The sequence below is a fragment of the Streptomyces sp. NPDC029292 genome, assembly GCF_055569295.1.
This window is the reverse complement of the sequence record NZ_JBVHXR010000001.1, coordinates 789,578-815,904: the sequence shown is the minus strand read 5'-3', so window position 1 is coordinate 815,904 and position 26,327 is coordinate 789,578. Positions and strand designations below refer to the sequence as shown.

At 70.1% G+C, this 26,327-nt stretch carries 18 protein-coding genes and 2 pseudogenes; 15 read left to right on the top strand and 5 right to left on the bottom strand.

Annotated features, from left to right (window positions below; all coding sequences use genetic code 11):
• Position 1: 1 nt before the first annotated feature.
• Together oxc and frc are read left to right on the top strand one after the other, a co-directional pair.
• Entirely contained in the window at positions 2–1,753 is a 1,752-nt protein-coding gene (gene oxc, locus ACZ4WS_RS03725; RefSeq protein WP_467976763.1) for an oxalyl-CoA decarboxylase, read from the top strand.
• 96 nt (positions 1,754–1,849) lie between these two features.
• Positions 1,850–3,106 (top strand): formyl-CoA transferase, encoded by a 1,257-nt coding sequence (frc, locus tag ACZ4WS_RS03720; RefSeq protein ID WP_467976761.1) that lies wholly within the window; start codon positions 1,850–1,852, stop codon positions 3,104–3,106.
• Between the two features lie 80 nt (positions 3,107–3,186).
• On the opposite strand, the gene ACZ4WS_RS03715 is transcribed toward frc, so the two are convergent.
• Positions 3,187–3,627: a PAS domain S-box protein gene (locus ACZ4WS_RS03715; RefSeq protein ID WP_467976759.1), complete on the bottom strand. Its 441-nt coding sequence runs from the start codon at positions 3,625–3,627 to the stop codon at positions 3,187–3,189.
• A 262-nt stretch (positions 3,628–3,889) separates the two neighbouring features.
• Between ACZ4WS_RS03715 and ACZ4WS_RS03710 the strand changes: the two genes are divergently transcribed.
• The 3 genes from ACZ4WS_RS03710 to ACZ4WS_RS03700 all read left to right on the top strand — a co-directional run bounded on the left by ACZ4WS_RS03710 (position 3,890) and on the right by ACZ4WS_RS03700 (position 6,541).
• Complete coding sequence (locus tag ACZ4WS_RS03710; protein ID WP_467977174.1) at positions 3,890–4,747, top strand: AAA family ATPase; 858 nt, start codon at positions 3,890–3,892, stop codon at positions 4,745–4,747.
• Positions 4,744–6,114 carry a VWA domain-containing protein gene (locus ACZ4WS_RS03705; RefSeq protein WP_467976758.1) on the top strand — a complete coding sequence of 457 codons (1,371 nt, stop codon included), beginning with the start codon at positions 4,744–4,746 and terminating at the stop codon, positions 6,112–6,114. Before ACZ4WS_RS03710 ends, ACZ4WS_RS03705 begins: the two co-directional genes overlap by 4 nt.
• A 106-nt stretch (positions 6,115–6,220) precedes the next feature.
• Positions 6,221–6,541, top strand: coding sequence for a hypothetical protein (locus tag ACZ4WS_RS03700; RefSeq protein ID WP_467976756.1), 321 nt, complete (start codon positions 6,221–6,223; stop codon positions 6,539–6,541).
• Between the two features lie 204 nt (positions 6,542–6,745).
• On the opposite strand, the pseudogene ACZ4WS_RS03695 reads toward ACZ4WS_RS03700, so the two are convergent.
• A pseudogene (locus tag ACZ4WS_RS03695) lies at positions 6,746–7,582 on the bottom strand (RNA repair domain-containing protein); the annotation flags it as partial.
• 278 nt (positions 7,583–7,860) lie between these two features.
• Between ACZ4WS_RS03695 and ACZ4WS_RS03690 the strand changes: the two are divergent.
• Entirely contained in the window at positions 7,861–10,059 is a 2,199-nt protein-coding gene (locus ACZ4WS_RS03690) for a hypothetical protein (protein WP_467976755.1), read from the top strand.
• Positions 10,060–10,228: 169 nt separating this feature from the next.
• Here the strand turns inward: ACZ4WS_RS03690 and ACZ4WS_RS03685 are convergent, their stop codons facing one another.
• Positions 10,229–11,053 carry an FUSC family protein gene (locus tag ACZ4WS_RS03685; RefSeq protein WP_467976753.1) on the bottom strand — a complete coding sequence of 275 codons (825 nt, stop codon included), beginning with the start codon at positions 11,051–11,053 and terminating at the stop codon, positions 10,229–10,231.
• A gap of 26 nt (positions 11,054–11,079) precedes the next feature.
• Positions 11,080–11,190: pseudogene (locus tag ACZ4WS_RS03680) on the bottom strand (hypothetical protein); the annotation flags it as partial.
• Positions 11,191–11,242: 52 nt separating this feature from the next.
• On the opposite strand from ACZ4WS_RS03680, the gene ACZ4WS_RS03675 reads away from it, so the two are divergent.
• Positions 11,243–11,467, top strand: a complete 225-nt coding sequence (locus ACZ4WS_RS03675) for a hypothetical protein (protein ID WP_467976751.1) — start codon at positions 11,243–11,245, stop codon at positions 11,465–11,467.
• 336 nt (positions 11,468–11,803) lie between these two features.
• Here the strand turns inward: ACZ4WS_RS03675 and ACZ4WS_RS03670 are convergent, their stop codons facing one another.
• Complete coding sequence (locus ACZ4WS_RS03670) at positions 11,804–15,880, bottom strand: discoidin domain-containing protein (protein ID WP_467976750.1); 4,077 nt, start codon at positions 15,878–15,880, stop codon at positions 11,804–11,806.
• Between the two features lie 282 nt (positions 15,881–16,162).
• Between ACZ4WS_RS03670 and ACZ4WS_RS03665 the strand changes: the two genes are divergently transcribed.
• The 8 genes from ACZ4WS_RS03665 (at position 16,163) to dgoD (ending at position 26,322) form a co-directional block, all read left to right on the top strand.
• On the top strand, positions 16,163–18,292 hold the full coding sequence (locus ACZ4WS_RS03665; RefSeq protein ID WP_467976748.1) for a DUF8189 domain-containing protein: 2,130 nt from the start codon (positions 16,163–16,165) through the stop codon (positions 18,290–18,292).
• A 115-nt stretch (positions 18,293–18,407) separates the two neighbouring features.
• Entirely contained in the window at positions 18,408–19,694 is a 1,287-nt protein-coding gene (locus ACZ4WS_RS03660; RefSeq protein WP_467976747.1) for an ABC transporter substrate-binding protein, read from the top strand.
• A 1-nt stretch (position 19,695) separates the two neighbouring features.
• Positions 19,696–20,631 (top strand): carbohydrate ABC transporter permease, encoded by a 936-nt coding sequence (locus ACZ4WS_RS03655; RefSeq protein ID WP_467976745.1) that lies wholly within the window; start codon positions 19,696–19,698, stop codon positions 20,629–20,631.
• The gene (locus ACZ4WS_RS03650; protein WP_467976743.1) at positions 20,631–21,479 is read left to right on the top strand and encodes a carbohydrate ABC transporter permease; all 849 of its coding nucleotides are present in this window, start codon (positions 20,631–20,633) and stop codon (positions 21,477–21,479) included. The genes ACZ4WS_RS03655 and ACZ4WS_RS03650 overlap by 1 nt, the downstream gene beginning before the upstream one ends.
• Positions 21,476–23,560 carry an alpha-galactosidase gene (locus ACZ4WS_RS03645; RefSeq protein WP_467976741.1) on the top strand — a complete coding sequence of 695 codons (2,085 nt, stop codon included), beginning with the start codon at positions 21,476–21,478 and terminating at the stop codon, positions 23,558–23,560. The genes ACZ4WS_RS03650 and ACZ4WS_RS03645 overlap by 4 nt, the downstream gene beginning before the upstream one ends.
• Before the next feature lie 73 nt (positions 23,561–23,633).
• Positions 23,634–24,407: an SDR family NAD(P)-dependent oxidoreductase gene (locus ACZ4WS_RS03640; RefSeq protein ID WP_467976739.1), complete on the top strand. Its 774-nt coding sequence runs from the start codon at positions 23,634–23,636 to the stop codon at positions 24,405–24,407.
• A 35-nt stretch (positions 24,408–24,442) separates the two neighbouring features.
• Positions 24,443–25,180, top strand: a complete 738-nt coding sequence (locus ACZ4WS_RS03635) for a FadR/GntR family transcriptional regulator (protein WP_467977172.1) — start codon at positions 24,443–24,445, stop codon at positions 25,178–25,180.
• Positions 25,177–26,322, top strand: a complete 1,146-nt coding sequence (dgoD, locus tag ACZ4WS_RS03630) for a galactonate dehydratase (RefSeq protein ID WP_467976737.1) — start codon at positions 25,177–25,179, stop codon at positions 26,320–26,322. The genes ACZ4WS_RS03635 and dgoD overlap by 4 nt, the downstream gene beginning before the upstream one ends.
• Positions 26,323–26,327 lie beyond the last annotated feature (5 nt).

The following is a 26,327-nucleotide window of genomic DNA, read 5'->3' as shown; positions in this document are numbered from 1 at the left end:
CATGACCGCCCCCTCGACACCGGAGACCGCGGCAACAGCCGACGCTGCGACCGAGCTCACCGACGGGTATCACCTGGTCGTCGACGCCCTGAAGATGAACGACGTCGACACCATCTACGGGGTGGTCGGCATCCCCATCACCGACCTGGCCCGCCTCGCCCAGGCCCAGGGCATCCGCTACATCGGCTTCCGGCACGAGAGCAACGCCGGACACGCCGCGGCGGCCGCCGGCTACCTCACCAAGGAGCCGGGCGTGGCGCTGACGGTGTCGGCACCGGGCTTCCTCAACGGTCTTGTCGCGCTGGCGAACGCCACCACGAACTGCTTCCCCATGGTCCAGATATCCGGCTCCAGCGAGCGCCACCTCGTCGACCTCAAGCAGGGCGACTACGAGGAGATGGACCAGCTCGCCGCCGCGCAGCCCTTCGTCAAGGCCGCGTACCGGGTGAGCCGGGTGGAGGACATCGGCCGGGGCATCGCCCGCGCGCTGCGGACCGCGATCTCCGGGCGCCCCGGCGGGGTCTACCTCGACATCCCCGCCGCGGTGCTCGGCTCCATCATCGACGCGGAGGCGGGCGCGAAGACGCTGAGCCGTCTCGTCGACCCCGCGCCGCGCCAGTTGCCCGCCCCGGAGGCCGTGGACCGGGCGATCGAGCTTCTCGCGGGCGCCGAGCGGCCGTTGGTGGTGCTCGGCAAGGGCGCCGCGTACGCGCAGGCGGACGTCAAGATCCGCGAGTTCATCGAGTCCACCGGCATCCCGTACGTACCGATGTCGATGGCGAAGGGCCTGCTGCCCGACGACCACCCGCAGTCGGCGGCCACCGCGCGCTCGCTGGCGCTGAAGAAGGCCGACGTCGTGATGCTGGTCGGCGCTCGCCTCAACTGGCTGCTGAATCACGGGGAGGCACCGCAGTGGAACCCCGACGCGAAGTTCGTCCAGGTGGACATCGAGCCCAAGGAGATCGACAGCAACCAGCCCATCGCGGCTCCGCTCGTCGGTGACATCGAGTCGGTGCTCGACGCACTGGCCGAGCGGACGAAGCCCGGCCAGATCGCGGCCCCCGCGGCCTGGCGGGAGGAGCTGGGGGCACGCTCCGCGCAGAACGTCGCCAAGATGGCGGAGCGCCTCAAGGCCGATCCGCACCCCATGCAGTTCATGGGCGCGCTGAAGGCCGTACGGGACGTCGTGCACGAGCGCCCGGAGACGTACATCGTCAACGAGGGCGCCAACGCGCTGGACATCGCGCGCAACGTCATCGACATGCGCGTACCGCGCCACCGCCTCGACAGCGGCACCTGGGGTGTCATGGGCATCGGCATGGGCTACGCAATCGCCGCCGCCGTCGAGAGCGGCGCGCCGGTGGTGGCCGTGGAGGGCGACAGCGCCTTCGGGTTCAGCGGTATGGAGCTGGAGACGATCTGCCGCTACAAGCTGCCCGTCGTCACCATCATCATGAACAACGGCGGTGTCTACCGCGGCGACGACGTCAACCCGCTCGATGACGCACCGTCCCCGACGACCCTGATGCTCGCGGCCCGCCACGACCTGATGATCGAGGCGTTCGGCGGCAAGGGCTATCGCGCGACCACGCCCGCCGAGGTCACCGCCGCGCTCACCGAGGCCCTGGCCTCGGGCGGCCCGGCGCTCATCGACTGTGTGATCGACCCCTCGGCGGGCACCGAGAGCGGCCATATCTCGCACCTCAACCCGAAGGGCATCACCGTCGGCAACATCACGCCGGCGAAGAAGTGAGCAGCCGTCTCGACTCCCAGTGGAGCCACCCAGACCCCCAGCACGGCCCGTTCAGCCCACCCTCGTACCGAGATCATTGAGGAAAAGGAAGCCACCATGAGTGAAAAGCCGCTCGCCGGAATCAAGGTGATCGACTTCACCGGGGTCCAGGCCGGTCCCGCCTGCACACAGATGCTCGCCTGGTTCGGCGCCGACGTCATCAAGGTCGAGCGCATCAACGGCGGCGACGTGACCCGCCGTCAGCTGCGCGACATCCCCGACCTGGACGCCCTCTACTTCACCATGCTGAACAGCAACAAGCGCTCCCTGGCCATCAACACCAAGTCCCCCGAGGGCAAGGAGGTCATGGAGAAGCTGATCCGCGAGGCGGACATCCTGGTGGAGAACTTCGCGCCGGGCGCGATGGACCGCATGGGTCTCGGCTGGGACTACATCCACGAGCTGAACCCGCGGCTGATCTTCGGTTCGGTCAAGGGCTTCAACGACGACTCCAAGTGGAACGACCTCAAGGTCTACGAGAACGTCGCCCAGGCCGCCGGCGGCGCCGCGTCCACCACCGGCTTCTGGGACGGCCCGCCCACCATCAGCGGCTCGGCCCTCGGCGACAGCAACAGCGGGATGCACCTGATGATCGGCCTGCTGACCGCGATCATCCAGCGCAACGCGACCGGCCTGGGCCAGAAGGTGTCGGTGTCCATGCAGGACGCCGTCCTCAACCTGACCCGCGTCAAGCTCCGTGACCAGCAGCGCCTGGAGAAGGTCGGCTACCTGGAGGAGTACCCGCAGTACCCGAACGGCGAGTTCGGCGACGCGGTGCCGCGCGGCGGCAACGCCGGCGGTGGCGGTCAGCCGGGCTGGATCCTGAAGTGCAAGGGCTGGGAGACCGACCCCAATGCCTACATCTACTTCACCATCCAGGAGCAGAACTGGGTGCGTACCGCCGAGGTCATCGGCAGGCCCGAGTGGGCCGAGGACCCGGAGTACAACACCGCCCTGGCGCGTCAGTCGCACATCTTCGACATCTTCGACGAGATCGAGAAGTGGCTGGCCGACAAGACCAAGTACGAGGCGGTCGACATCCTGCGCACCTTCGAGGTGCCCTGCTCGCCCGTACTCAGCATGAAGGAACTCGCCGCGGACCCGGACATGCGCAAGAGCGGCACGATCGTCGAGGTCGAGCAGAAGGAGCGGGGCACCTACCTGACCGTGGGCAGCCCCATCAAGTTCTCGGGCTTCAAGCCCGACATCAAGGGTGCGCCGCTGCTCGGCGAGCACACCGACGAGGTGCTCGCGGACCTCGGCTACGACGCGGACGACATCCGCAAGCTGCACGAGGGCCAGGTCGTCGCCTGAACCCGCTTCACACCGGTGCCCCGCGTACGGAATGCGTACGCGGGGCACCGGTGTGTGAGGGGGCCGTCGGCCCCTCGAGGTCAGGCCGTTGCGTGCTCGACGGCGGCGGCCGCCCGCTGCCGCATCAGCTCACGCTCCCGCGCCCGTCGCGCGGTCACGTCCCGGATGACCGCTCCGACGTGTGCGGCGCCGTCGGGACCGGTCAGCAGCACCACGCTGAACTCGATGGACAGGGTCCTGCCGTCCGCCGCCAGCGCGGGAACCGTCAGGAGGTCCGCGTCCCCGTACTTGGTGGCGCCTCGGTCCATGGCCGTCTGGAAGCCGTCCCAATGACGTTTCCGGTGTTTTTCGGGGATGATGATGTCCAGATTGCGGCCCGCCGCGTCGGCCGCCGAGAACCCGAAGATGCGCTCTGCACCCCGGTTCCAATAGCGGATCAGACCCGCACTGTCGATGATCACTATGCCGTCGGGTGCCTGGGCGGTCATCCCCAGCACCACCTCGGGATCCAGATCTTCCACGTCGCCTCCGAGTTGGAGCCATTGGTGGCGACAGTATACAGAATGCATCTTGGGAAACCGTCGTGCGGGCGGCGTCAGTTGGCGGCGTTGACGCCCTCGGGGGCGACGGCCGGGACGCGAGGGTCGGTGTCCGGCAGTGGCCGCCGGGAGACTTCCCGCCATCACAGGTGACAGGGGCGGTGAACAAGCGCTTAGATAGTGAGTCTCGGTCTTGTCTTGGCCGAGTCTTGACCTCGTCCGCGCCGAGCTGGAGGCCCTGTTGCTGTTCACATCCGTCGACGACGTCTCCGCGCGCCTCGCCGAGACCGGCTATCTCGCGTCGCCGGCGGTCGCCACGACCGTCTTCCTGGCCGACCGCCTCGGCAAGCCGCTCCTGGTGGAGGGCCCCGCCGGGGTCGGCAAGACGGAACTCGCCAAGGCCGTCGCAGAGGTCGCCGGAGCCCGACTGGTCCGGCTGCAGTGCTACGAAGGCGTCGACGAGTCACGGGCGTTGTACGAGTGGAACCACGCCAAGCAGCTCCTGCGCATCAGCGCGGGCCGCGACGAGTCGTGGGACGAGACGCGCACGGACATCTTCAGCGAGGAGTTCCTGCTGGCGCGCCCGTTGCTCACCGCCATCCGCGGCGACGACCCCAAGGTGCTGCTGATCGACGAGACCGACAAGGCCGACGTCGAGGTGGAGGGCCTGCTGCTCGAAGTGCTCAGCGACTTCCAGGTCACCGTGCCTGAGCTGGGCACGATCGCCGCGACCAGCCGCCCCTTCGTGGTGCTCACGTCGAACGCGAGCCGCGAGCTGTCCGAGGCGCTGCGCCGCCGCTGTCTCTTCCTCCACATCGGCTTCCCGGAGGAGGAGTTGGAGCGTCGCATCGTACGGCTGAAGGTGCCGGGCCTCGACGAGGCGCTGACGGAGTCCGTGGTGCGGGTGGTCGGGGCGCTGCGCGCAATGGATCTGCGGAAGGTTCCGTCGGTCGCCGAGACCATCGACTGGGCGCGCACGCTGCTCGCGCTCGGGGCCGACACCCTCGACGAGACCGTCGTACGCGACAGCCTCGGCGTGATCCTCAAGCATCAGGACGACATCCTCAAGGCGGCGGCCAAGCTCGACCTGGACGCCATGTGAACGCTCCCGCGCCGGCGGCGGGTGTCGCTGACCGGCTTACGGGTCTTGTCGGCGCGCTGCGCTCGCACGGCGTCCGGATCGGCACCGGAGAAACCGTGGACGCCGCGCAGGCGTTGGAGGCGCTCGGCCTCACGGACCGCGAGCGGCTGCGCGAAGGGCTGGCCGCCACGCTGCTGCACACCAGCGGGCAGCGACGGGTGTTCGACCCGGTCTTCGACGTGTACTTTCCGCGCGGTGTCGGATCACCCGACACCGAAGCGCCCGCGGACCGGGAGGATCTGCGCGACCGGCTCGCGGCCGCGCTCGCCGCCGATGACCAGGCGATGATGGCCCGGCTGGCGGTCGAGGCGGTGGACGGCTTCGGAGGATACGGGGCATCGCCCGGGTCGGACGGCTGGTCGTCGTACCAGACGCTCGACCGGCTCCGCCCGCAGACGCTGATGGCCCGCGTGCGGGACACCGTCCGAGCGCAGGGCGACGGTACGGGATTCACCGACCGGCTGCTGGAGGACGAGATCCGGCGGCGTATCGAAGGCTTCCGGCGCCAGGTCGCCACGGAGGCGCGCCGCCGGGTCGCCGAGCGGCGCGGCCGGGACCAGATCGCGCGACGGGCGGTCGCCCCGACCGCCGACCGGGTCGACTTCCTGTTCGCCGGACGGGACCAACTCGCCGAGCTGCGCAGGGTGGTTCAGCCGCTCGCGCGCAAGCTGGCCACCCGACTCGCCGCGCGCCGCCGCCGTGCCGCCCGCGGCACCATCGACCTGCGGCGGACCCTGCGTGGGTCGTTGTCGACCGGCGGGGTGCCCATGCGACCGGTGCTGCGTCGGCGCCGCCCCGTCCGACCCGAACTGGTGCTGTTGTGCGATGTGTCGGGCTCGGTGTCGGGATTCTCCGACTTCACGATGCTGCTGGTGCAGGCGCTGCACGACCAGTTCAGCAAGGTGCGGGTGTTCGCTTTCGTCAACCTGATCGACGAGGTGACCGGGTTGCTGGTGCAGGGCGCCGCCGACGCGGACGGACTGAGCGCCCGTATCCGGTCCGAGGCGACCCTGGCGGGCTGGCACGGCAGCAGCGACTACGGCGTCGCGCTGGGCGAATTCGACGAGCGGTACGCCGACGCGGTGGGCCCGCGCACCACCGTGTTCGTCCTCGGCGACGCCCGCACGAACATGAGCGACCCGAACCTGCCGGCCGTGCGGCGCCTGTCCGAACGGGCCCGCCGGGTCTACTGGTTGAACCCCGAGCAGTGCTCCCGATGGGGCACGGGCGACTCCGTCGCGCCCGCCTACGCGAAACTCGTCGAGATGCACGAGTGCCGCGACGCCCAGCAGCTCAGCGGGCTGATCGCGCGCCTGCTGCCGGTCTGACTGTGTCATCGGTTGTCGATACGGCAATCTGAGGGCTTCTCGCCGTGCCGGCGGCGGAGTCAACTCCACCAGATCCCACTGGACATCGCCGGACTGCACCTGAGTCTTGAGCCCGGCGAGGCTGGTGTTGGCCAGCAGCGACGAGCGCACACCCGACTTCTTCTCGAACGGCTTGAGCAGGGCCTTCGTCAACTGGTCGTTGTACGAGCCGCCGTACGAGGTGACGGTCACGGTGGTGTCCGGCTTGGCCGACGGAGTCGACTTGGTGCTGCACGCGGCGGTGGGCATCGCGGAACTCAAGACCGTTGCCGAGCACGCGCTGCGCAAGCCGAGCGCACGCGTCGGCCGTGTCGTCCAACAGCGGTCGCAGGGCAAGAACAAGAACACGGGCCGGGGGGCTCGCAAGGGAGGCAAGAGGCGCCGGTGACCGACCGAGCGAGCCACTGTTGGTTGCTGGGAGGGGCGGGCGCTGACGCATCTCCGGCAGGCGTCAGACACTCCGCCCGTGCGACCTGAATCCCGGGCGGCGCTTTGCCTCACCTGGTTATGTGAATCACCTGTCGGTGATCTCGGAGAGCCAGGCCGTGTCCTCCGGGCCCGGCGCTTCGGGGCCGGGCGCGGGCAGCCGGCGGACCTCGCCCGTGCGCAGGGCGACCGTGGCCCGTGGCCGCATCGGCCCGTCGCCCCTGCGTGAGAGCAGGACGAGTTCCCAGACTGTCGCCGTCATGGCGTCGAGCCGGGTGGCGCAGTCGGCGGTGACTTGCCGCGGATCCTGGGTCCGGCCCAGGGACAGATGTGGGGTGAAGTTCTTGGCGGGTCCACGACAGCGCGGGAACCGCTGCTGCAGTACGCGGTGCAGGTCCGCCCACGGCGCCTTGCCGGCCGCCGTCGGGTCGATCCACACGGTGAAGTACGCCCTGTGCCGGAAGGTGCGCATCCCGTCCAGCCGGGCGGTGAAGACCGGCGTCTCGGCCGTCGCCGCGGCGAGCAGCGGGGCCGCCCGCTCGAAGTCGGACTCCGGCACGAAGCCGAAGAGCACATTGACGTGCGGCGGCCAGCGATGGATCTGCGGATCGTAATCCCGGCGGATGTCCTGGATCGGCGGCCACAGCTCCGCAGACGGGATCCAGGCCACCGCCGTGCGGGCCGTCGGGGATACGTCGAGGACGCCGGCGGGCTCGCCCCTGCCGGAGCTCGTGTCGAAGCTCAGGTCCGCTTGCGGGTCCCGCACCCGGCCGGCGCCCGACGCGTCGATGCGGTCCACACCCGTGGCCCGGTCCCAGACCACCTCGCCGTCCGCCTCGATGAGTACCACCCGGTGCCACGGGATGTCGCCCCCGGGCACGAAGTAGGGCAGCGGGATGCGTTTGAGGGCATCCCCGCGCCGGCTGATCCCCAGCACGAACCGGGCCGGGTCGAACCGCGGGTCCCAGCGGACCCGGTGATAGATCTCGTCGCTGGTCCGCATCACGCCTCCTCTTCCGCCTTCACACCTTCCCTTCCTCCAGGGTGCCGCCCACCCTGCCTTCGACGGTTGTTCCGCTCGCACCGCGACGCGTCAGGTGCGGTGCGCCTGACGGGGGACGGCAGAGAGAACCGGTGCGCCTGTGTGGTGAGGACCCGCGGCAGCACTGTCGCACCTGTTCTCGGCGTCCTGTCGGTTCTGGGACCGGCTTGTTCGTCACGGCCGGTAGCGTGGGCACCGAGACAGAGCCCTGCGAAAGACAAGAGCGGGAAACCATGCGGATGATCTTCAATCCCGCGGAGGAGAACGAGTACGAAGCGGTTCGTGGTCTTCTTGTCCACCGGTTCGAACAGTGGGCCTGGGAGAACGGGATCGACGCCGATCCGTTCGTCGTCGAAGCCGCGCTGGACTACCGCCATCTCGGTACGCCGGACGGCAGGCTGGGACTGTGGGACCAGCGGCACATCGAGGAGTTCCTGCTCGACTGGGTTCCGCGGACGGTGACCGTACTTCCCGACGAGGAGCCCGCCGATGCGCCGGGCACTCTGCGGTGCCTGCTGCGCTATCTGGACGCCGTCCATCTTGCCGATCCCCGAGGGGCGTCCCTGCCCGAGGTGCTGGAGGCCGTCGACGCGGCGGCGCCCCGCTACGCGGAGGCGATGGCCGACCGCAGCCTCTGGGGCCTGGCGAAGTTCTGGATCACTACCGCCGCGGAGCAGGGCGTCGACGTCCACGACGAGCAGGCGTTGCAGGACTTCGTGGGGCGGGCACAGGGTGGCGAGGTGCCCTACGACCCCGAGGTGCTTCAGACCATCGTCGAGCGGCACACACGGAGTTCCGGGCCCGTACGGTCCGAGCCGCAGCTCCCGGTCGCGCTCCCGGGCGACGACGTCCTGCGGGAGCAGGCCGGCCGGTCACCGGTCCTGCGGCAGCTGCGCGGCCTGGCCGAGTGGGCGGGGCGCGACCGCAGGACGCTCACCGGTTCCGGCAGGCTGCGTCTGTCAGATGCCCGGGAACTCGTAGAGCGGCTGGACACCGGAGATGACACGGACTCGGTCCGCTCGTCCGCGGACCTGCCGCGCCTCCACCTCCTTGTGGAGTGGGCGAAGACAGCCAGGCTGATACGAGTCGCCAAGGGGAGGCTGTACGCGGTGGCCAAGGCCGAGCCTGTACTGAACGACCCGCTGGCACTGTGGCGGCGCGCGTTCGACGCGTTCCGCGAGCTGCCCAGCCCAGTGAGGGGCGGGCGCGGCGGCAGGTACGGAGAATCCGTGCTGTTCGACGAGTACGACATGTACGACGTCGTCCTGCATGACGTACTGGCAACCCTCTACAGCCTGCCGTACCCCATGCCCTGGCCCGGGCTGCGGGACACCGTCCACCTCGCCTACCGCTCGAGTAGCCTGCTCGAGGTCTTCGCCACGGACTCCATCGGGTTCGAACAGGCCGATGACGATCTGCGCACCGTGCTGGGTGTTTTGGAGGACCTGGGGGCGATCGAGTGCCACCAGGGGATGGCCGCCCCTGTCTTTGCGGATCTGGCGATGAGCGAGAACGACCTCGAGGGGTGGGCCGGAGTACCGACCGAGGACGATGACGACCTCGAGTCGCCGTCCGGCATACTGCCAGGGATGCCGACCGGACTTGCCGGGCTGCTGGACGACGCCCTGCTGGACGAGACCCTGTCGGGTGACGCCCTGTTGGACGGCGCCCCGCCCGATGACGCCCTGTTGAGTGACGCCCTGCTGGATAACGAGGCCACCCGGCGGGCCCGGAAATTGAAGTCCGAACTGAGCTCGGGCCCGGTCGAGTTGATCCGTCTCACCGACCTCGGAACGGACTCCGTGCGCCGTCGGCTGCTGGCCGAAGGCCGGGATGCACCCCTGATCGGCGAGCTTGCGCAGGCCTCGCCGGCCGGTTTGCTGGGCGTCCTCGCCGATCACTACGATCCGGAGTCCGCCCGGGCGGAGCTCGCCGCGTGGATCGCTGTCCACGGCGACCGGTCCGCGGCGCTGGAGCAGCTCGTCTGCGCGGTGCGGACCATGCCGTTCCGTACCCGGGCCGAGGCCATGCTGGACGTCCTCGTCTCATCGCTCGACGACGGGGAGCTCCTGCTGCGAAGCCTGCGATCGGATCCCTCGCTGGCTCCCACCGCGCTGAGCCTCCTGGCCCGCCGGGGGATTCTCACGCCCGAGGACCTCACGGAGCCGGAAAGCCTGCTCATGGTCGCTGAAAGCCTGTTGCAGCTCTGTGAGGCGACCGGCGCCGACGGGGTGAGGGAGGTACTGCGCCAACAGGGTCACGAGGCCGAAGAGGCCCTCCGGGCCGCTCTGGCCTCCGGTCACCCGGACCGGGAGGGCCTCGCGGCCCTTCAGGCCCTCGCCGAACGTGTGCCCGGGGAGCGCAAGGCCCACGTCGGCCTTGTTCAGCACCGCGGCCACCGAAAGGACGGCAGACGGGGCGGCAGGCGGCGCCGCTGAGACTCAGCACCGGCTCCCCCTCAGGAGGGAATCGTACGAACGGGGGGCTCGGCAACGGTCGGCAGTGTCGTCGGCTCATGCTCAGCCGGTCACAATCCAATCCAATGCGGCGATCAGTTCCGCCGGCTCGGTCGAGCAGCGGCAGCAGGCTGGCGAAGTTTTCCCCTGTTCAGGACGGACCGCCCGACCTCGCGGCAGCGGCCAGGCTCGGTTGGAGGCGGCGGGCGGCGTTGAGGTGGTCCGCGGTCCAGGTGATGCGGACGGCTGTGTCTGTGGCCTGCCCGCCTTCGTCCCACAGGTCGCGGCGGAGGGAGTCGACCAGTTGTGCTTCGGCCGCAGGGTTGCGTGGCAGTGGATCCGGGAGTGCGGTGTGCCGACCCAGGCTCGCGGCCAGGTCGCGGTACCAGGCGGACACTCGGCCGGCGGAGCCGAGCGGTACGAGGCGAGCCTCGGTCCGGTCCGCTTCGGCGGACCGCTCGTCGCAGCGTTGCCACAGTCCCAGCACCGCGTCGGCGGCGAGGCGCAGTCCGACGATGCCGGTGACCAGGGTGGTCATGTCCGCCAGCGGCAGGCTTTTGGGTCCGCGTTCGGCGAGGTGGCTGCGGAAGGCGTCGTCAAGTCTTCGGGCCGCTGCGGCCGCTTGGCGTCTCTCCTCCAGGGGGACATCGGCTGGCGCAGGGCTGGAGCCGCAGCGACCGACCGCGTACTCGACCGCGCCGGTCAGATAGCCGGCGCTGTCGGTGTACGCCTCGGCGAGCGCCTGGGTGACGGCGGCCGCGGCGCCGCGCGGCCAGAAGAACAGGCCCACCAGCACGCTCACCGCGCAGCCGATGGCGATGTCCTGGATGCGCAGCAGCGCGATGTGCCAGTCCGGGTTCTGGCCGATGTTGAACAGGATGACCAGGGTGATGGTGAACGCTGCCTGGCCGGCGGCGAAGAGATGACGGTGGGGGCGATGCCCGCGACCAGTACGGCGAGGGGGAGCAGGAACCACAGCGCGGTGCCGTGCCGGCCGATGAGGTGCGGCAATCCGGCCCCGATGAGCGACCCGACGATGGTCCCGCCCACGACGCGAACCGCGTTCTGCCCGGTGTTGAGCGCGTTCGAGCGCAGCACCGAGAGGGTCCCCAGGAGTACCCAGAATGAGTGCTGAACGCTCGTGAGATTCGCCAGGGCGACCGCGATGCCCAGGCCGATCGCTCCCCGGAGGCTGTTGTGCAGCCAGACCGAGTGCGGCTTCAGGTGGGCGACGGCCCGTTTCGCGGGCCGACGCCAGCGGTCGGGCCAGGGCGCCGGGCTCGCGGCCGAGCAGCCGGTCCGGCCGGCTGCGTCGTTGGGCCGCCGCGGCCAGGCCCACGTTGCCCGCGATCTGGAGGGCTGCGAAGCCCAGTTCCTGGGCGCGGAATGACAGGTCCAGGGTTTCGATGAAGGCGCGGGGCTCCCACTGCGTGCCCGGTCCGGGTGGGTGCGTGGGGAGGCGGGCGGTGGCGCTGCGCTCCATGCCGGTCATGGCCTTGTCCAGGTCCGCCGACGCGGTACGGAGCGCGTCGGGTGCGCCGTACGGATCTTCGAGCAGGTCGGCCGCCTGGTCCAGGACCGCGGCGGCGACCCGCCGGACGGCGTGCGCCTCGGGGTCGCACGTCAGGTGGAACGCGTGGCGCACCCGACCACGGCTCGATCAATTCTGTTCATAGTGTTCGGACAGTCCTGGGCCGACTTGGGCACTCGCTCTCTGCGCTCGGTATCAGGGCCGTGCGGAGGTCTGTTCCACGTTGTAGCCCTCCAGACGGATTTTCGGCTTGTTCGACGCGAGAGCGCCGGCGGGCCATGACGCGCTGATGGTCCTGGACTCCCCGGGGAGCAGCCACAGGTAGTTGTCGCTGTAGAGCGTCGGCAGCACCCGGTGATCGGTCCTGGCGTCGCGGAGTGAGACGCGCACCATGGCCGCGATCGACGAGCCTCGGTTGCGCAGCCGGGCCGTGAGCCCATGGCGTTCGCCCGAGTGGTCCGTTTCGGTGATGTCGACCAACACCCGGGCCTTTTCAAGGCCGTTCAGCGCCCGCATGTCGTGGGCACCCCGGTAGCGCCAGTACGTGTTCTCGGACAACGATCCGCCGCGTGCGTCGATGAGGCGTACCCGCAGCACATGGAAGTCCGGCAGGTCGTCCGTCCAGCCGGCGGTGAACGCATACGTGGTGGCAGAGGGGGCGATGTCGACCGTCTTGCGCTGTTCCGGGGTGAGCAGGCGGCCGGAGAGGTCGTAACAGCGCGCGGAGACCGTGGCGCCGGCGATGGCCCTGGGGGTGTGATTCACCGCGATTACTCGCCCGTCCGTGGGGCCGGCCTGCACGTGGACGGGCTCGCCCGCCTTGCGGGCGCCGTAGTAGGTGCCGTTGACGTCGAAGTCGTAGTCGTACGTCTGCCACACGGTGCTGTACCAGGCGGGGTGGGACATCCACAGCATCAGCCCGCTGGCGTCCTCCCACAGGTGCGCGTTCCAGGCCTCGAACATGGCGCGGGTGTTCTCGTAGTTGACGAACTGCGCCTTGCGGCAGAAGTCGTCGAGTTCCGCTGCGACGTCGAGCCGGCTTTCGATGGCGGCCCGGTAGTTCTGCGGCGCCTGGTTCCCCCTGGTGCTCCAGTCGTGGTAGTACCAGGGGCCGCCGATGGGCCACTCGGGCTCGTCGCCGACGAGGCGGCGCATCGTCTCCGCCGTCGACACGACCGGCATGCCGATCTCGGTGTGAAAGCCGAAGCTCCCGCTGCCGTACGTGGACGAGGAGTAGTACCGCTCCGGCTCGACCCAGCCGTAGGGGCCGCCGCCGGAGACGATTCCGCCGGCCGAGTTGTTCTGGTAGAGCAGATCGGGTGCTTCGGCCCGCACCGCGGCTCGCATACCGTCGTCGACCGGGCCCGGAGGGTTGCCCTCGTTGGCCCCGCACCACACGACGATGCTGGGGTGGATGCGGTAGCGCCGCACGGTGTCCTGCACAAGGTCGACGAAGGCCTTGTGGTCCGGCGGGTCCATGGCCCAGGCATTGGGGAAGTCGTTCCACACCAGAAGGCCGTGCTCGTCGCAACTGGCGTAGAACTCCTCGCGGTTGCTGCTGCCCACCCAGTTGCGGATCATCGTGAAGTTCATGTCGCGATGCATCCGCACGGCTGTGTCCATCCGCTCGGCGGGCATGCGTCGCAGCAGTTCGTCCCAGCCCCAGTTTCCGCCGCGGCAGAAGACACGGACACCGTTGACACTGATCTTGAGTGGCACGGGGGAGTTGTCGACCGACTTCACATCCCTCCAGCTGTCGCCGTCGTCGGAGACCTGGAGGGTGTACGTCTTGGCGTAGGCCTGCTCCCACAGGATGACGACGCGGTCGAACGAGACGCTGGACCCCAGGTCGACCTGGACCCACTGGTCGTCCTCGAAGGCGGAGGACCAGCGGGTCGCGGGATTTCCGTCCACCGCGTTGCCGGGCTGGTTGGCCGTGTCGTCGACGGAGGACGCGGTGGCCGCCTGGTGCAGGGCCAGATCGGTGTCCGGCGAGGCGCTGTCCACGACCGACAGGCCCCACATCGACGCCCCCCAACTGGTCGCCCGCGTACGGCAGAAGATGCGCAGAAACCGTGCGGTGGTGGCGGCGAAGTCCACGTTCTGCAGGCTGGCGGCACCCGCCGTCCGGAAGGGAAGCGGTACCGCCGTGTTGTCGACCGCCGTCACATCCGTCCAGGTGTCGCCGTCGTCGGAGACCTGGATGGTGTACGTCTTGGCGTAGGCCTGCTCCCATGTGATGACGACGCGGTCGAAGGACAGCGAGGTCTCGAGGTCGACCTGGATCCACTGGTCGTCCTCGAAGGCGGAGGACCAGCGGGTGCCCGCCTCGCCGTCCGTCGCGTTGCCGGGCTGGTTGGCCGTGTCATCGACGGAGGAGGCGGTGGCCTTCTTGCGCAGGGCCAGGTCGGTGTCGGGTGCGGAGCTGTCCGAGACCGTCAGATTCCACATCGACGATCCCCAACTGGTGGCGCGCGTACGGCACATGATCCTGACGTAGCGGGCCCCTTGACGGGCGAAGTTCACCGTCTGCGCGTACGCATCGCTGCCGGACTGGAACGTCAGCGGCACGTCGTACTCGTAGCCGTACTGGCGGATCCCGAAGCGGGTGGTCCGCCGGTCGCTCTCCTCGCCCGCGACGGAGGCGGCGAGGGTCAGCTCGTGCAGGGCGGGGTCGCCGTAGCCGTTGGGCCACCACAACGTCGGCTCATGCAACCGCAGTTGGGGGTGGCTGGCGGGGGTGAACGTGACGTCGACGCTCTCGCCCGCCGGCACGGTGACCGTCTGGCTCAGCTGTATGCCGTCGAAGGCCGCCGATACGGCGACGCGTCCGGCGTCCGCGTCGGCATTGCGCACGGGAACCACGATCGTCAGCTCGGCCGTACGGGTGTCGGGCAGGTCCGGGAGCCTGGTGTCGACGCGGGGGTCGCCGAGGACGGCCGCTCCGGTGGAGCGCAGCCGGACGTGATTCCAGATGCCGGCGGCCCGGTCCCGTACGGCCGGCATCCAGTCCCAGCCCGACGAGGCCAGGTAGGTGGGCGAGTTGCGGTTCATCATGTTCGCGCCGGCGTCCACGAAGGCCAGCCCGGCCGGGCCCTTGTCGCCCGGGCTGCCCGGGTACGGCATGGGGGCGATCCGCACGGCGAGAGCCTGCTCGCCGTCGGTCAGCAACTCGGTCACGTCGTACGCGGCGCGGGCGAAGGGGAACGTGAGATCGCCGACCCTGCTGCCGTTGAACCAGATGTCGGCGCTGTGGTTGATGCCCTCGAACTCCAGCCAGATGCGACGTCCCTCGCCGGTGCGCAGGTCCTTGGGGAGACGGAAGGCGCGCCGATACCACCAGGCGTGGCGCGAGAGGGCCTCCGGGATGTGGAGGTTGTTGAAGCCGGCGACCGGATCGGGCAGATGTCCCTGGTCCACGAGTGAGGACAGCACGGTCCCGGGGACGGTCGCGGGCAGCCAGCTGCTGGTGTCCGCCGACGGCCCAGACAGCGCGGCGCCGTCGCCGCCGGCCCAGTCGTCCATGGTCAGGTCCCAGCCGGACTCCAACGGGACGGTGCCGTCCTCGGAGATCTCGAGAGCCGGAGGGGTCCGGTGGTGGGTGCCCCAGTCGGTCCAGCCGGTGGCGTCGGGTCGGGCGGTGTGGCAGCTGCCGTACACCTGAAGGCCGTTGAGGCCCAGCGGGTTGGCGTTGGAGCGCTTGTGCACGGTCATCCGCACCCAACGGGCCGTCACGGGCTTCGCCAGTGTGATCTCCACGACCCCGCCCTTACCGGAGTCGGTTCGGTGTACGGCCGTCCACGCCGTGTGGTCCCGAGAGGTCTCGATGACGAAGTCGACCGCGCAACTGGACAGGATCTCCTGCCCCGTCGTGTTGTCCCGCGGGTTGCCGCCAGGGGCGTCGACGTAGGGCGGGTCGCTCGCCGTCGCCTCGAAGGTGAGGCGGAGCGACTCGACCTCGCACGGCGCCTGGAGGTCGACGGATATCCACTGGGGGTCGCCGGGCGCGGCGCGCCAACCCGTGCCGCGCACTCCGACGAAGTCGACGTTGTCGACCACGAATGCACCGGGTGTGGGGGCGTAGTCGGTGGAGGACACCGAGACGGGGCGGTGGGCGGCGAGTTCGCCGGGCGCGGCGGGCCGGTTCGGCTGGCCGGATTCGGCCGCGAATCCGTCGGCGGGCAGGGCCATGCCGAGCCCGAAGCCCGCGAGCAGGGTGGAGCCGGCGGAGAGGACGGTGCGACGGGACGGCCGGGGCGACTGATCAGACATCAAATATGGCTCCGATCAGGGAAGTTCGGGGATCGAGGAGGCTTGTGCCGCGCCGGAGGACAACGTTGCCATAGCGGCTCTGACAACGTTGCCGAACACTGCACCCCGGGACAGGGGCTGTCAAGGATTCCGGCGTGACCGCGAGAGGTCTCTGAATAAATTAGTAATAAATATTGACAGGGTTTCGGCCGCGCGCCACAGTCTTCGCCGTGACGCCGACGGCCCCCGTTGCAGCGCGGCCCGCGTCACGTCCTCCTGCTTCCCAACCCTCGGGAGAGGCAAGTGACTTCACACCCGCAGGCCCGCACCTCCGCAGGTCTCAGACGTACGCGCCGTGCCACGACGGCCGCGATCGCGACGGTCCTCGCCGTGACCGTGGCCCCCACCGCCACGGCCCGGACCGCCGTCGACCAGGGCGCGCCCGAGTACTACGACAGTGGTCTCGCGCCGACGCCCTACATGGGCTGGAACACGTACTACGGGCTGGGCGCGCCCACGGAGAAGGAGGTACGCGCCGTCGCCGACAAGCTGGTCGGCAGCGGTCTGCGCGACAGCGGCTACAACATCGTGTGGCTCGACGGCGGCTGGCAGGCCGACAACCCCCGTGACGTACAGGGGCGGTTGGTCGCCAACCCGGACCGCTTCCCCTCCGGCATCCCGGCGCTTGTGTCGTACCTGCACAAACGCGGTCTGCGGGCGGGCATCTACACCGATGCGGGCGCCTACGACGGCGGCAAGAGCTGCGGCCTGGGAAGCCGCGGCCACTACACCGAGGACGCACGGCAGTTCGCCGACTGGAAGATCGACGCGATCAAGGTCGACTTCCTGTGCGGGATCGGGGCGAAGCTCGATCCGGGGCCCGCGTTCAAGGAGTTCAGCGACGCGGTCGCCAAGTCCGGCCGCCGGATGCTGCTGAATCTGTGCAACCCGCTCACCGACGACTGGGGCCTGCCGCACACGCCCGAGCAGGACGCGCACAACACGTACGTCTACGCCCCGACGATCGCCGACTCCTGGCGCACCGGCACCGACATCGCCTGGGGCACCCCGAGCCCCGGCCAGTGGCCCAACGTGCTGCGCAACATGGACGCCAACGCCTGGCATCCCGAGGCGCAGGGGCCGGGGCGCTACAACGACCCGGACTACCTCATCCCCATGCGCCGCATGACCGACGGGTCGTACGAACTCACGCAGGAGGAGTCCACCACCCAGTTCGTGATGTGGGCCGAGATGGGCTCGCCGCTCATGCTCGGCTCCGACCCGCGGACCCTGTCCGACTCGATGATCGGCACGCTCCGCAACCCCGAGATCATCGCCGTCGACCAGGACCCGCTCGCCGTCCAGGGCGTACGGGTGGCGACGGACTCGGTCGGCGACGCGTACAGCAAGGTCCTCCAGGGGCACGGTCGGCGCGCGGTCGTCCTGCTCAACCGCTCCGACCAGCCCGCCGAGCGCACGGTGAGGTTCGCCGATGTCGGGCTCGATGGGCCGGTCCAGGTCCGCGACCTGCGGGAACGTGCCGACCGGGGCAGACATACGGGGTCGTACACCGTGGAAGTTCCCGCGCACGGGACCGCGTTCCTGAGGCTGACCGGGGCGGATGCCGTCCCCGGTACGAGTCTGGGCGAGAAGGCCACGGCGAGTCCGGCCGTCGTGCGCGACGGCGACACGCTGACCACCTTCCTGCGGGGCCCGCACGGCTCGCTCGTCCAGCAGGCCGACGGCACGACGAGGGACCTCGGCGGTCCCGCACAGGGCGGGATCCTGGGGCAGCCCGCCGCCTACGCCTCGGCGGGCGGCCGGATCGACGTCTTCGTGCGCGGCGCGGACTCCCGGGCGTACCGGCGGGTCTTCGCCGACGGGCGCTGGGGTCAATGGGAGAGTCTGGGCGGGCAGTTGACCGACGCGCCGTCCGTGGCCTTCACCGACCTCGCGCACTGGACGCTGTTCGCGCGCGGTGCCGACGGGCGGATCGTGCAGCGCGGGCAGGCGTCCGGCTGGTCGTCGCTCGGCGCGCCGGGCGATCGCCCGACGTACGGCAGGCCATCCGCCGTCGTCGACGGTCAGGGACGCGTCCATGTGGCCGTACGCACCGCGGCGGACGACGTATGGACGCGGACGCGTCAGGCGTCGGGGGAGTGGTCGGCATGGAGCTCGCTCGGCGGGACCGTCAGCGGCAGTCCGACGCTGGTCGCCGTGGGAGACGGCGTGGTGCTGTACGCGCGAGCCGCCGACTACACGCTCTGGCAGCAGCGCTACGGGGACGGTGCCTGGCAGGGCTGGACCAAGCGGCAGGAGTTCCCCAGTGCCGCCTTCGACGGTGCGCTGGGCGCGGCGGCCGGGCCGGAGGGAACGGTCGACGCCGTGTTCCGTGGCGTTGACGGCTACGTGTACCGAACCCAGTTCAAATAAATTAGTAATTATTCTTGACGTGGTCGGAGTGCCACGCGAATCTGGATCCGCCGCGAGCGGGGCCCCGGCCGTCAGGAGGGCCGGCCCCGCCGCGCGGAGCCACAGGGAGTCCTCCATGACGAACCATCAGCCCAGTCGACGCCGGTTCCTCGCCGGAGTGGGTGCCGCAGGGACGGCGGCACTGCTCAGCGGCTGTGTCACCTCCACCTCCTCCGGCAAGAGCTCCTCCAAAGGCGCGGTGACCCTCCAGTCCAACCTCTCCGCCCCGCAGGCCAAGGCCGCGATGCAGGACATCGTCGCCGCCTACGGGAAGAAGGGGTCCGGGCACGCCAGCCTCAACACGGTCGCCGCGGAGACCTTCCGCACCCAGCTGCCGACGTATCTGACCTCCGCCAACCCGCCGGACGTGTACACCTGGTACCCCGGCTCGGTGGCGGATGCCTACGCGAAGAAGAACCTGCTGCTCGACCTCGACGACGTCTGGGCCTCGCCCGACCTGAAGCGATACTCCAAGGCGCTGCACACGCTGTGCACCGCGAGCTCGGGCAAGAAGGTCTTCGTCCCCAGCACCTACTACTGGTGGGGCATGTTCTACCGGAAGTCGAACTTCGCCAAGTGGGGCGTGAGCGAGCCGAAGAGCTGGGACGACTTTCTCGACCTGTGCGACAAGCTCAAGAGCAAGGGCGTCGCCCCCATAGGCCTCGGCGCGGGCGGCAACACGCCCTGGGTGGCCTCGGCCTGGTTCGACTACCTCGACATCCGGATCAACGGTGCCGACTACCACCGTCAACTCCTTGCCGGAAAGCACCGCTTCGACGACCCCGAGGTACGCAAGGTCTTCGACCGCTGGCAGGAGGTGCTGCCCTACTTCGACCCGGACGGCACCGCTGTCGCCTTCCAGGACGCCACGACCTCGCTGCTCAACGGCCGTAGCGGCATGATGCTGATCGGCACCTTCTTCGCCGACGCCGCCCCCAAGGACGCCCTCGACGACATCGACTTCTTCCGTTTCCCCGTCATCGATCCGAAGGTCCCGCTCGCCGAGGAAGCGCCCACCGACGGCTACTTCGCCAGCGCCCGCACCGGCCGCCACGACCAGGTCGTCGACCTGATGCGCTACCTCGCCACGGCCGAGGCCCAGGAGATCTACATCAAGGGATCCTCGGGCACCGTCCTGCCGTGCCACCCCGACGCCAAGGACGCCGGAACCGCCCTGGTGAAGAAGGGCCGCAAGCACATCGAGGAGGCCGTCGAGATCACCCAGTTCTTCAACCGCGACTCCAGCGACGCCCTTCAGCCCACCGCGGACACCGCGCTGACCAAGTTCCTGGCCAAGCCGAAGTCCATCGGCTCCATCCTCACCGACTGGCAGCGCGACGCCGAGAAGATCTGGCAGGCCTGACGTGGCCGTCCTGACCGCCGCCGAACGAAAGACCCCGGCCCCGCCGCGCCCTCGCGGCAAGCGGGTCCGGGGTCCGGGGCGCACACCCCCGCTGGTGCTCGCCTTCGTCCTCGTGCCGCTGCTCGCCGAGGCACTGTGGGTGTTCTGGCCCGCGCTGCAGGGCTTCTACCTGGCGCTCACTCAGTGGGACGGCGTCTCGGCGCCGAAGTTCATCGGCCTGGACAACTTCCGGGAGATGGCCCACGACGACACCTTCCGCAGCGCGGCCGGCCACACCGTGCTGTGGCTGCTCGTGTTCGGCGGCCTGTCCGCGCTCCTCGGCCTGGCCGCCGCGCTGCTGCTCCAGCAGGAACGGCGCGGCGTCGGCTTCTACCGGGCCGCCCTCTTCCTGCCCGTCGTCTTCTCCCTGGTCGCCACCGCCCTCGTCTGGCAGGCGATCTACCAGCCCGACGGGGTCCTCAACCAACTCCTGGAATCGGTGGGCCTCGACAGCCTGCGCCACGCATGGCTCGCCGACCAGGACACCGCCCTGTACGCCGTGATCGTGCCCGCGCTGTGGCGGCAGATCGGCTACGTCATGGTCCTCTACCTCGCCGGCCTCAAGGGCATCGACCCGGCCCTGTACGAGGCGGCCAAGGTCGACGGCGCAGGAGCGTGGCAGCGCTTCCGCCACGTCACCCTGCCCCAGCTGCGCAGCGTCAACGCCGTCGTCCTGTCCGTCATCGTCATCGACTCGCTGCGCTCCTTCGACGTCGTGTGGTCGCTGACCCGCGGCGGCCCCTACCACTCGTCCGAGCTGCTGAGCACGTACATGTACTCCACCGCCTTCCAGTCCCTGCGGCTCGGCTACGGCTCCGCCTTGGCCGTCGTCATCTTCGTCCTCGCCTTCGGCGTCATCTGCTCCTACCTCGTCCGAGCGTTCCGGGAGGCCGACTGATGTCCGCCACGTCCACGGCACTGCGCCGCAAACGAGCCGCGACCGCGGGATTCCACCTGGGCGCCGGCACCCTGGCCGTCCTGTGGCTGCTGCCCATCGCCCTCGTCCTGGTGACCAGCCTGCGCTCCTTCGACGACATTGCCGCGCACGGCCTGGGCAGTTGGCCCCGCTCCTTCACTCTCGGCAACTTCCGCCAGGCCTGGGTCGACGGCGGCCAGCAGCGGGCCCTGATCAACAGCCTGGTCGTCACCGTGCCGTGCGTCCTGGTGACGCTGGCCCTGGCCGCCATGGCCGCGTTCGCTCTCAGCCGCTACGAACTGCCCTTCCGCCGCTTCCTGTTGCTGCTCATGCTCGGCGGCAACCTGCTGCCGCCGCAGATCCTGCTCATCCCGGTCTCCAAGCTGAGCGAGCTGATGGGCATCTTCGACACCCTGCCGGCCCTCATCGGCGTGCAGATCGGCTTCGGTGTCGGCTTCTACGTCTTCGTCCTGCACGGCTTCATGCGCGCCATTCCGCCCGAGATCCAGCAGGCGGCGGTCGTCGACGGCGCAGGTCCCGGGCAGGTCTTCTGGCGGATCATCCTCCCGCTGACCCGCCCCGCGCTCGCCGCGCTCAGCGCGCTGTCCTTCACCTGGATCTTCAACGACCTGCTCTGGGCGATCACCGTGCTGCGCAGCGACACCAAGATGCCGATCACCGCCGCCCTCATCGGGCTCCAGGGGCAGTACGTGTCGATGTGGAACGTGATCGCCGCCGGGTCGGTCATCGCGGCCGCGCCCACCGTGGCCGTGTTCCTGCGGTTCCAGCGGCACTTCGTGGCGGGCCTCAACCTGGGAGCGGTGAAGTGACGTCGTACCGGCGCTGGACCCTGCGTACCGAGAACACCAGCTACACCGTCCGCCTCTCCCCGGACGACCGGTGGGCCGAACTCGACGCCTGGGGACCGCTCGGGGCCGAAGACGGCCCGTCCGCCCTGGACTGGTCGAGACGCACCCACTTCATCACCCCCGCGGATGCCGCGCCCGCCGAATATCTCCCCTACGGGCTGCGCCCGTTCACCGGCGCGGACCTCGTGGCGGCACGCCCGGGCGCGGAGCGCGGCGTGTGGTGGGACTTCGACGGCGCGGAGGAAGCAGCGGGTGCCCTGCGGCTCGCCTTCACCGACGACGTCCTGGGACTGCGCACCGTCCTGTGCTACGCGACCGTACCGGGCACAGACGTCGTCCTGCGCTGGACCGAACTCATCTGCACGGGAGACGAGGAACTGCGCCTGGAGCGGCTCGACTCGGCGGCCGTGAACATCCCCGTCACCGCCGGCGCACGGCTGACGTACCTCACCGGTCAGTGGTCGCAGGAGTTCCAGCACACCCAACTCCACCTGAGCCGGGGCACGTTCACCATGGGCAGCCTCCAGGGTGTGCCCGGACACGCGTACGCGCCGTGGCTCGCCGTGCAGGACGGGGATGCGCCGGCCGCCTACGGAGTCGCCCTGGAATGGCCCGGCAACTGGCACATCACCGCGCAGGCCGAACCCGGCGGTATTGTCCGCGTCCGCGCCGGCCGGGTCCCGCACGAGGGCGCGGTCCTCCTCGCTCCCGGCGAGACCCTCACCACCCCCCGTCTCGCCTGCGCGTTCAGCCCTGACGGGCTGGAGGGACTGGCGCGGGTCTGGCACCGCTACGAGCGCCGTCTGGCGGGTGAGCGGCTGCACCGCCTCCGCAAGGTCCTCTACAACTCCTGGGAGGCCACCGGCTTCGACGTCGACGCGGCGGGCCAGCTGGAGCTGGCCAAGACAGCCGCGGACATCGGGGTCGAACTGTTCGTCGTGGACGACGGCTGGTTCACCGGCCGCGCCGACGACACCGGGGGACTGGGCGACTGGTACCCGGACCCGGCGGCCTTCCCCCAGGGCTTCGGCCGGTTCGTCGAGGACGTACGCGCCCTGGGCCTCGACTTCGGCCTGTGGGTCGAGCCGGAAGCCGTCAGCCCGGGCAGCCGCCTGTACGCCGAGCACCCCGACTGGGTCTACCGGATCGACGAGCGCCCGGCCCGCCTGGTCCGCAACCAGCTGCTGATGGACCTGGGCCGCCCCGACGTCCAGGACTTCGTCATCAGCACGCTCGACCGGCTGCTGACCGCGTACGACATCGGCTACCTGAAGTGGGACATGAACCGGCCGCCCACCGAACGCGGCCGTCCGGGCACGGATCGCGCCGACCGGCTCGACCTGGACGCCCGGCACGTCGCCGGATATCTGCGCGTCCTGGACCACCTGCGCGCCGCCCACCCTGCCGTCACCGTCGAGGGCTGCGCGGGCGGCGGCGGGCGCATCGACCACGCGACCCTCGCGCGGACCGATGTCGTCTGGCCCAGCGACAACACCGCCCCCCTGGACCGGCTGTCCATCCAGTACGGCTTCCTGCACGCCCACGCCCCGCACGTCATGAGCTCCTGGGTCACCGACGCCCCCGGAGTGTTCGACCCACGCCCTCGCAGTCTCGCCTTCCGTTTCGTGAGCGCCATGTGCGGCGTGCTCGGCATCGGCGCCGACCTGCGTGCCTGGACCGGAGAACAGCAAGCCGAGGCCGCCCGGTGGATCGCCCGCTACAAGGAGGTGCGTCAGATCATCCACGGGGGCGAGGCCCGGCTGCTCGGCACCCCCGAAGACTCCACCTGCGGTGTGCAGTACGACGCCCCGGACGCGGGCCGCACGGTCGTCGCCGCGCTCAGCACGGGACGCCTCGACGGCGCTCCACTCGTACCCGGCCGTGCCGACCGGCTCCGGCTGCGAGGCCTGGACCCCGATGCCCGCTACCGCGACAACGCCACGGGAACGACGTACAGCGGAGCCCATCTGCTCCACTACGGGGTGCCTTTCACCTGGAGCGCCGGCCACGACGCCGAACTGGTGGTGCTGACACGGCAGTAAAGCCCGGTCCGGCATATGTTGCCCAGCACGGCAGACCAGCAGTTCCGTTCCCACCAAGGAGTCGAACCCCACGATGGACCAGTCCGCACGACGGTACGGTGCCCGCTTCACCGGCCGCACGGCCGTGGTCACCGGCGCCGCCTCCGGGATCGGAGCCGCCACGGCCGAACGCCTCGCCCTGGAGGGAGCCGCCGTCGTGCTCGCCGACGTCGCCGAGGAGCGCGGCGAAGCCGTGGCCGAGCAGATCACCAAGGCGGGCGGCCTCGCCCGGTTCGTCGGAGCCGACGTCGCCGCGCAGGACGACTGGACACGGATCGTGGCCGCCGCCCACGACTTCGGACCTGTGGACGTCCTCGTCAGCAACGCCTACACCGTCGACGTCACCCCGGCTCACGAGATGTCCCTCGCCTCGTGGCAGCGGCAGTTGGCCGTCAACGTGACCGGCAGCTTCCTCGGCTTCCAGGCGGTCGTACCCGATCTGCGGGACCGCTCGGGGGCGGTGGTGCTGACCTCGTCCGTCCACGCCTACAAGGGTATCCCCGGACATCCCGCCTACGCGGCCTCCAAGGGCGCCCTGCTGTCCCTGTGCGGTCAACTCGCCGTCGAATACGGTCCCGAGGTACGCGTCAACGCCGTCGTGCCCGGGCCGATCCTGACCGCCGCCTGGGACAGGGTGCGCCCTGAGGACCGGGAGCGCAGCATCGCCGAGACCGCGGCCGCCCGCTTCGGCACCCCCGAGGAGGTGGCCGCGGCCATCGCGTTCCTCGCCGCCGACGAAGCCTCCTACATCACCGGGACGAGTCTCGTCGTGGACGGCGGCTGGAGCGTCGTCAAGGCCTCCGCATGACCACGCTCACCTCCGAAGCAGAAAGGCTGTACGACATGACGCCCTACGCCCGTCGCGGCGTGCACGGTCAGACCGTGGAAGCCCTCGCCCGCCGTATCCTCAGCGGCGAGATCCCCGAGGGCGCCACACTCGACCTGGTGGCATTGCAGAGCGAGCTGGACGTGAGCCTCACCGCCCTGCGCGAGTCCCTCAAAGTGCTCGCCGCCAAGGGGATGGTCGACGCCCGCCAGAAGCGCGGCACCTTCGTACGGGCCCGGGCCGACTGGAACCTGCTCGACGTCGACGTACTGCGCTGGCAGTTCGAGGGCGGTCGCACCACCGACGCCGACCGCGCGCTGCTGCAGAACCTCGCCGAAGTGCGCGCCATCATCGAACCGGCCGCCGTGCGCCTCGCCGCCGAACGGCGCACCGACGCCGACCTCGCCGCCCTCGACAAGGCCCTGGAGGCGATGGGAGAGCAGGGCAGCGACGCGGCACACGCCGTCGAAGCGGACCTCGCCTTCCACCGCGCCCTGCTCGCCGCCACCCACAACGAACTCCTCGAACGCATGGAGATGGTGATCGAGTCGGGCCTGGCCCACCGCGACCGCATCGTGCACAGCCACCCGCACAGCGAGGACCCCGTACCGGCCCACCACGCCGTCCTGGACGCCGTACGGGAGCAGAACCCGCAGGCGGCCGAGGCCGCGATGCGTGCCCTGCTCGACCAGGCCGGCCGCGATCTGGACCGCATCGGCGGCTCCGACGAGACGGAAGGCTCGCGCGCTCAGTGAAGATCACTCGCATCGAAACCTTTCTCGTCCCGCCACGCTGGCTGTTCTGCCGCATCGAGACCGACGACGGCGTGGTCGGCTGGGGTGAACCGGTCGTCGAGGGACGCGCCGAGGTGGTCCGCGCCGCCGTGGACGTCTTGTCCGAATACCTCGTCGGCCAGGACCCGCTGCGCATCCAGGACCACTGGCAAGTACTCACCAAGGGCGGCTTCTATCGCGGCGGCCCCGTCCTGTCCAGTGCCGTCGCCGGCCTCGACCAGGCCCTGTGGGACATCGCGGGAAAGACGTACGGCGCCCCGGTGCACGCCCTGCTGGGCGGCCCCGTGCGCGACCGGGTCCGGGTCTACGCCTGGGTCGGCGGTGACGAACCCGCCGAGCTCACCGAGCAGATATCCGCCCAGGTGGAGGCCGGTTTCACCGCCGTCAAGATGAACGGTGCCGGGGCCACATCGCCGGTGGTCACCGCGGCCGAGACCGCGGCGGTCGTCGCGCGCGTGACAGCCGCCCGCGAGGTCCTCGGCCCCGACCGCGACGTCGCCGTCGACTTCCACGGCCGCTTCACGGCCGCCAGCGCCCGCCGGGTCCTGGCCGAACTCGCCTGTCTGCACCCGCTGTTCGTCGAGGAACCCGTCGTACCTGAACAAGGGCACCTGCTGCCCGGCCTTGTCGCGGCGACCGACGTACCGCTCGCCACCGGCGAGCGGCTCTACGGGCGCAGCGATTTCCTGCCCGTCCTCGCCGCGGGCATCGCCGTCGCCCAGCCGGACCTGTCCCACGCCGGCGGTATCTCCGAGGTGCACCGCATCGCGTCGCTCGCCGAGACCTACGGCGCCCTCCTCGCCCCGCACTGCCCCCTCGGCCCGATCGCCCTGGCGGCCAGTCTCCAGATCGCGTTCGCGACACCGAACTTCCTGATCCAGGAGCAGAGCCGAGGCATCCACTACAACAAGGACGCCGACCTGCTCTCCTACCTTGTCGACCCCGAACCGTTCCGGTTCGTGGACGGGCACGCACCTCGCGGCGAGGCACCCGGCCTGGGCATCACCGTGGACGAGGCGGCCGTACGCGCGGCCGACCGCACCGGTCACGCCTGGCGCAACCCGGTGTGGCGGCATGCCGACGGCTCCTTCACGGAGTGGTGACGGTG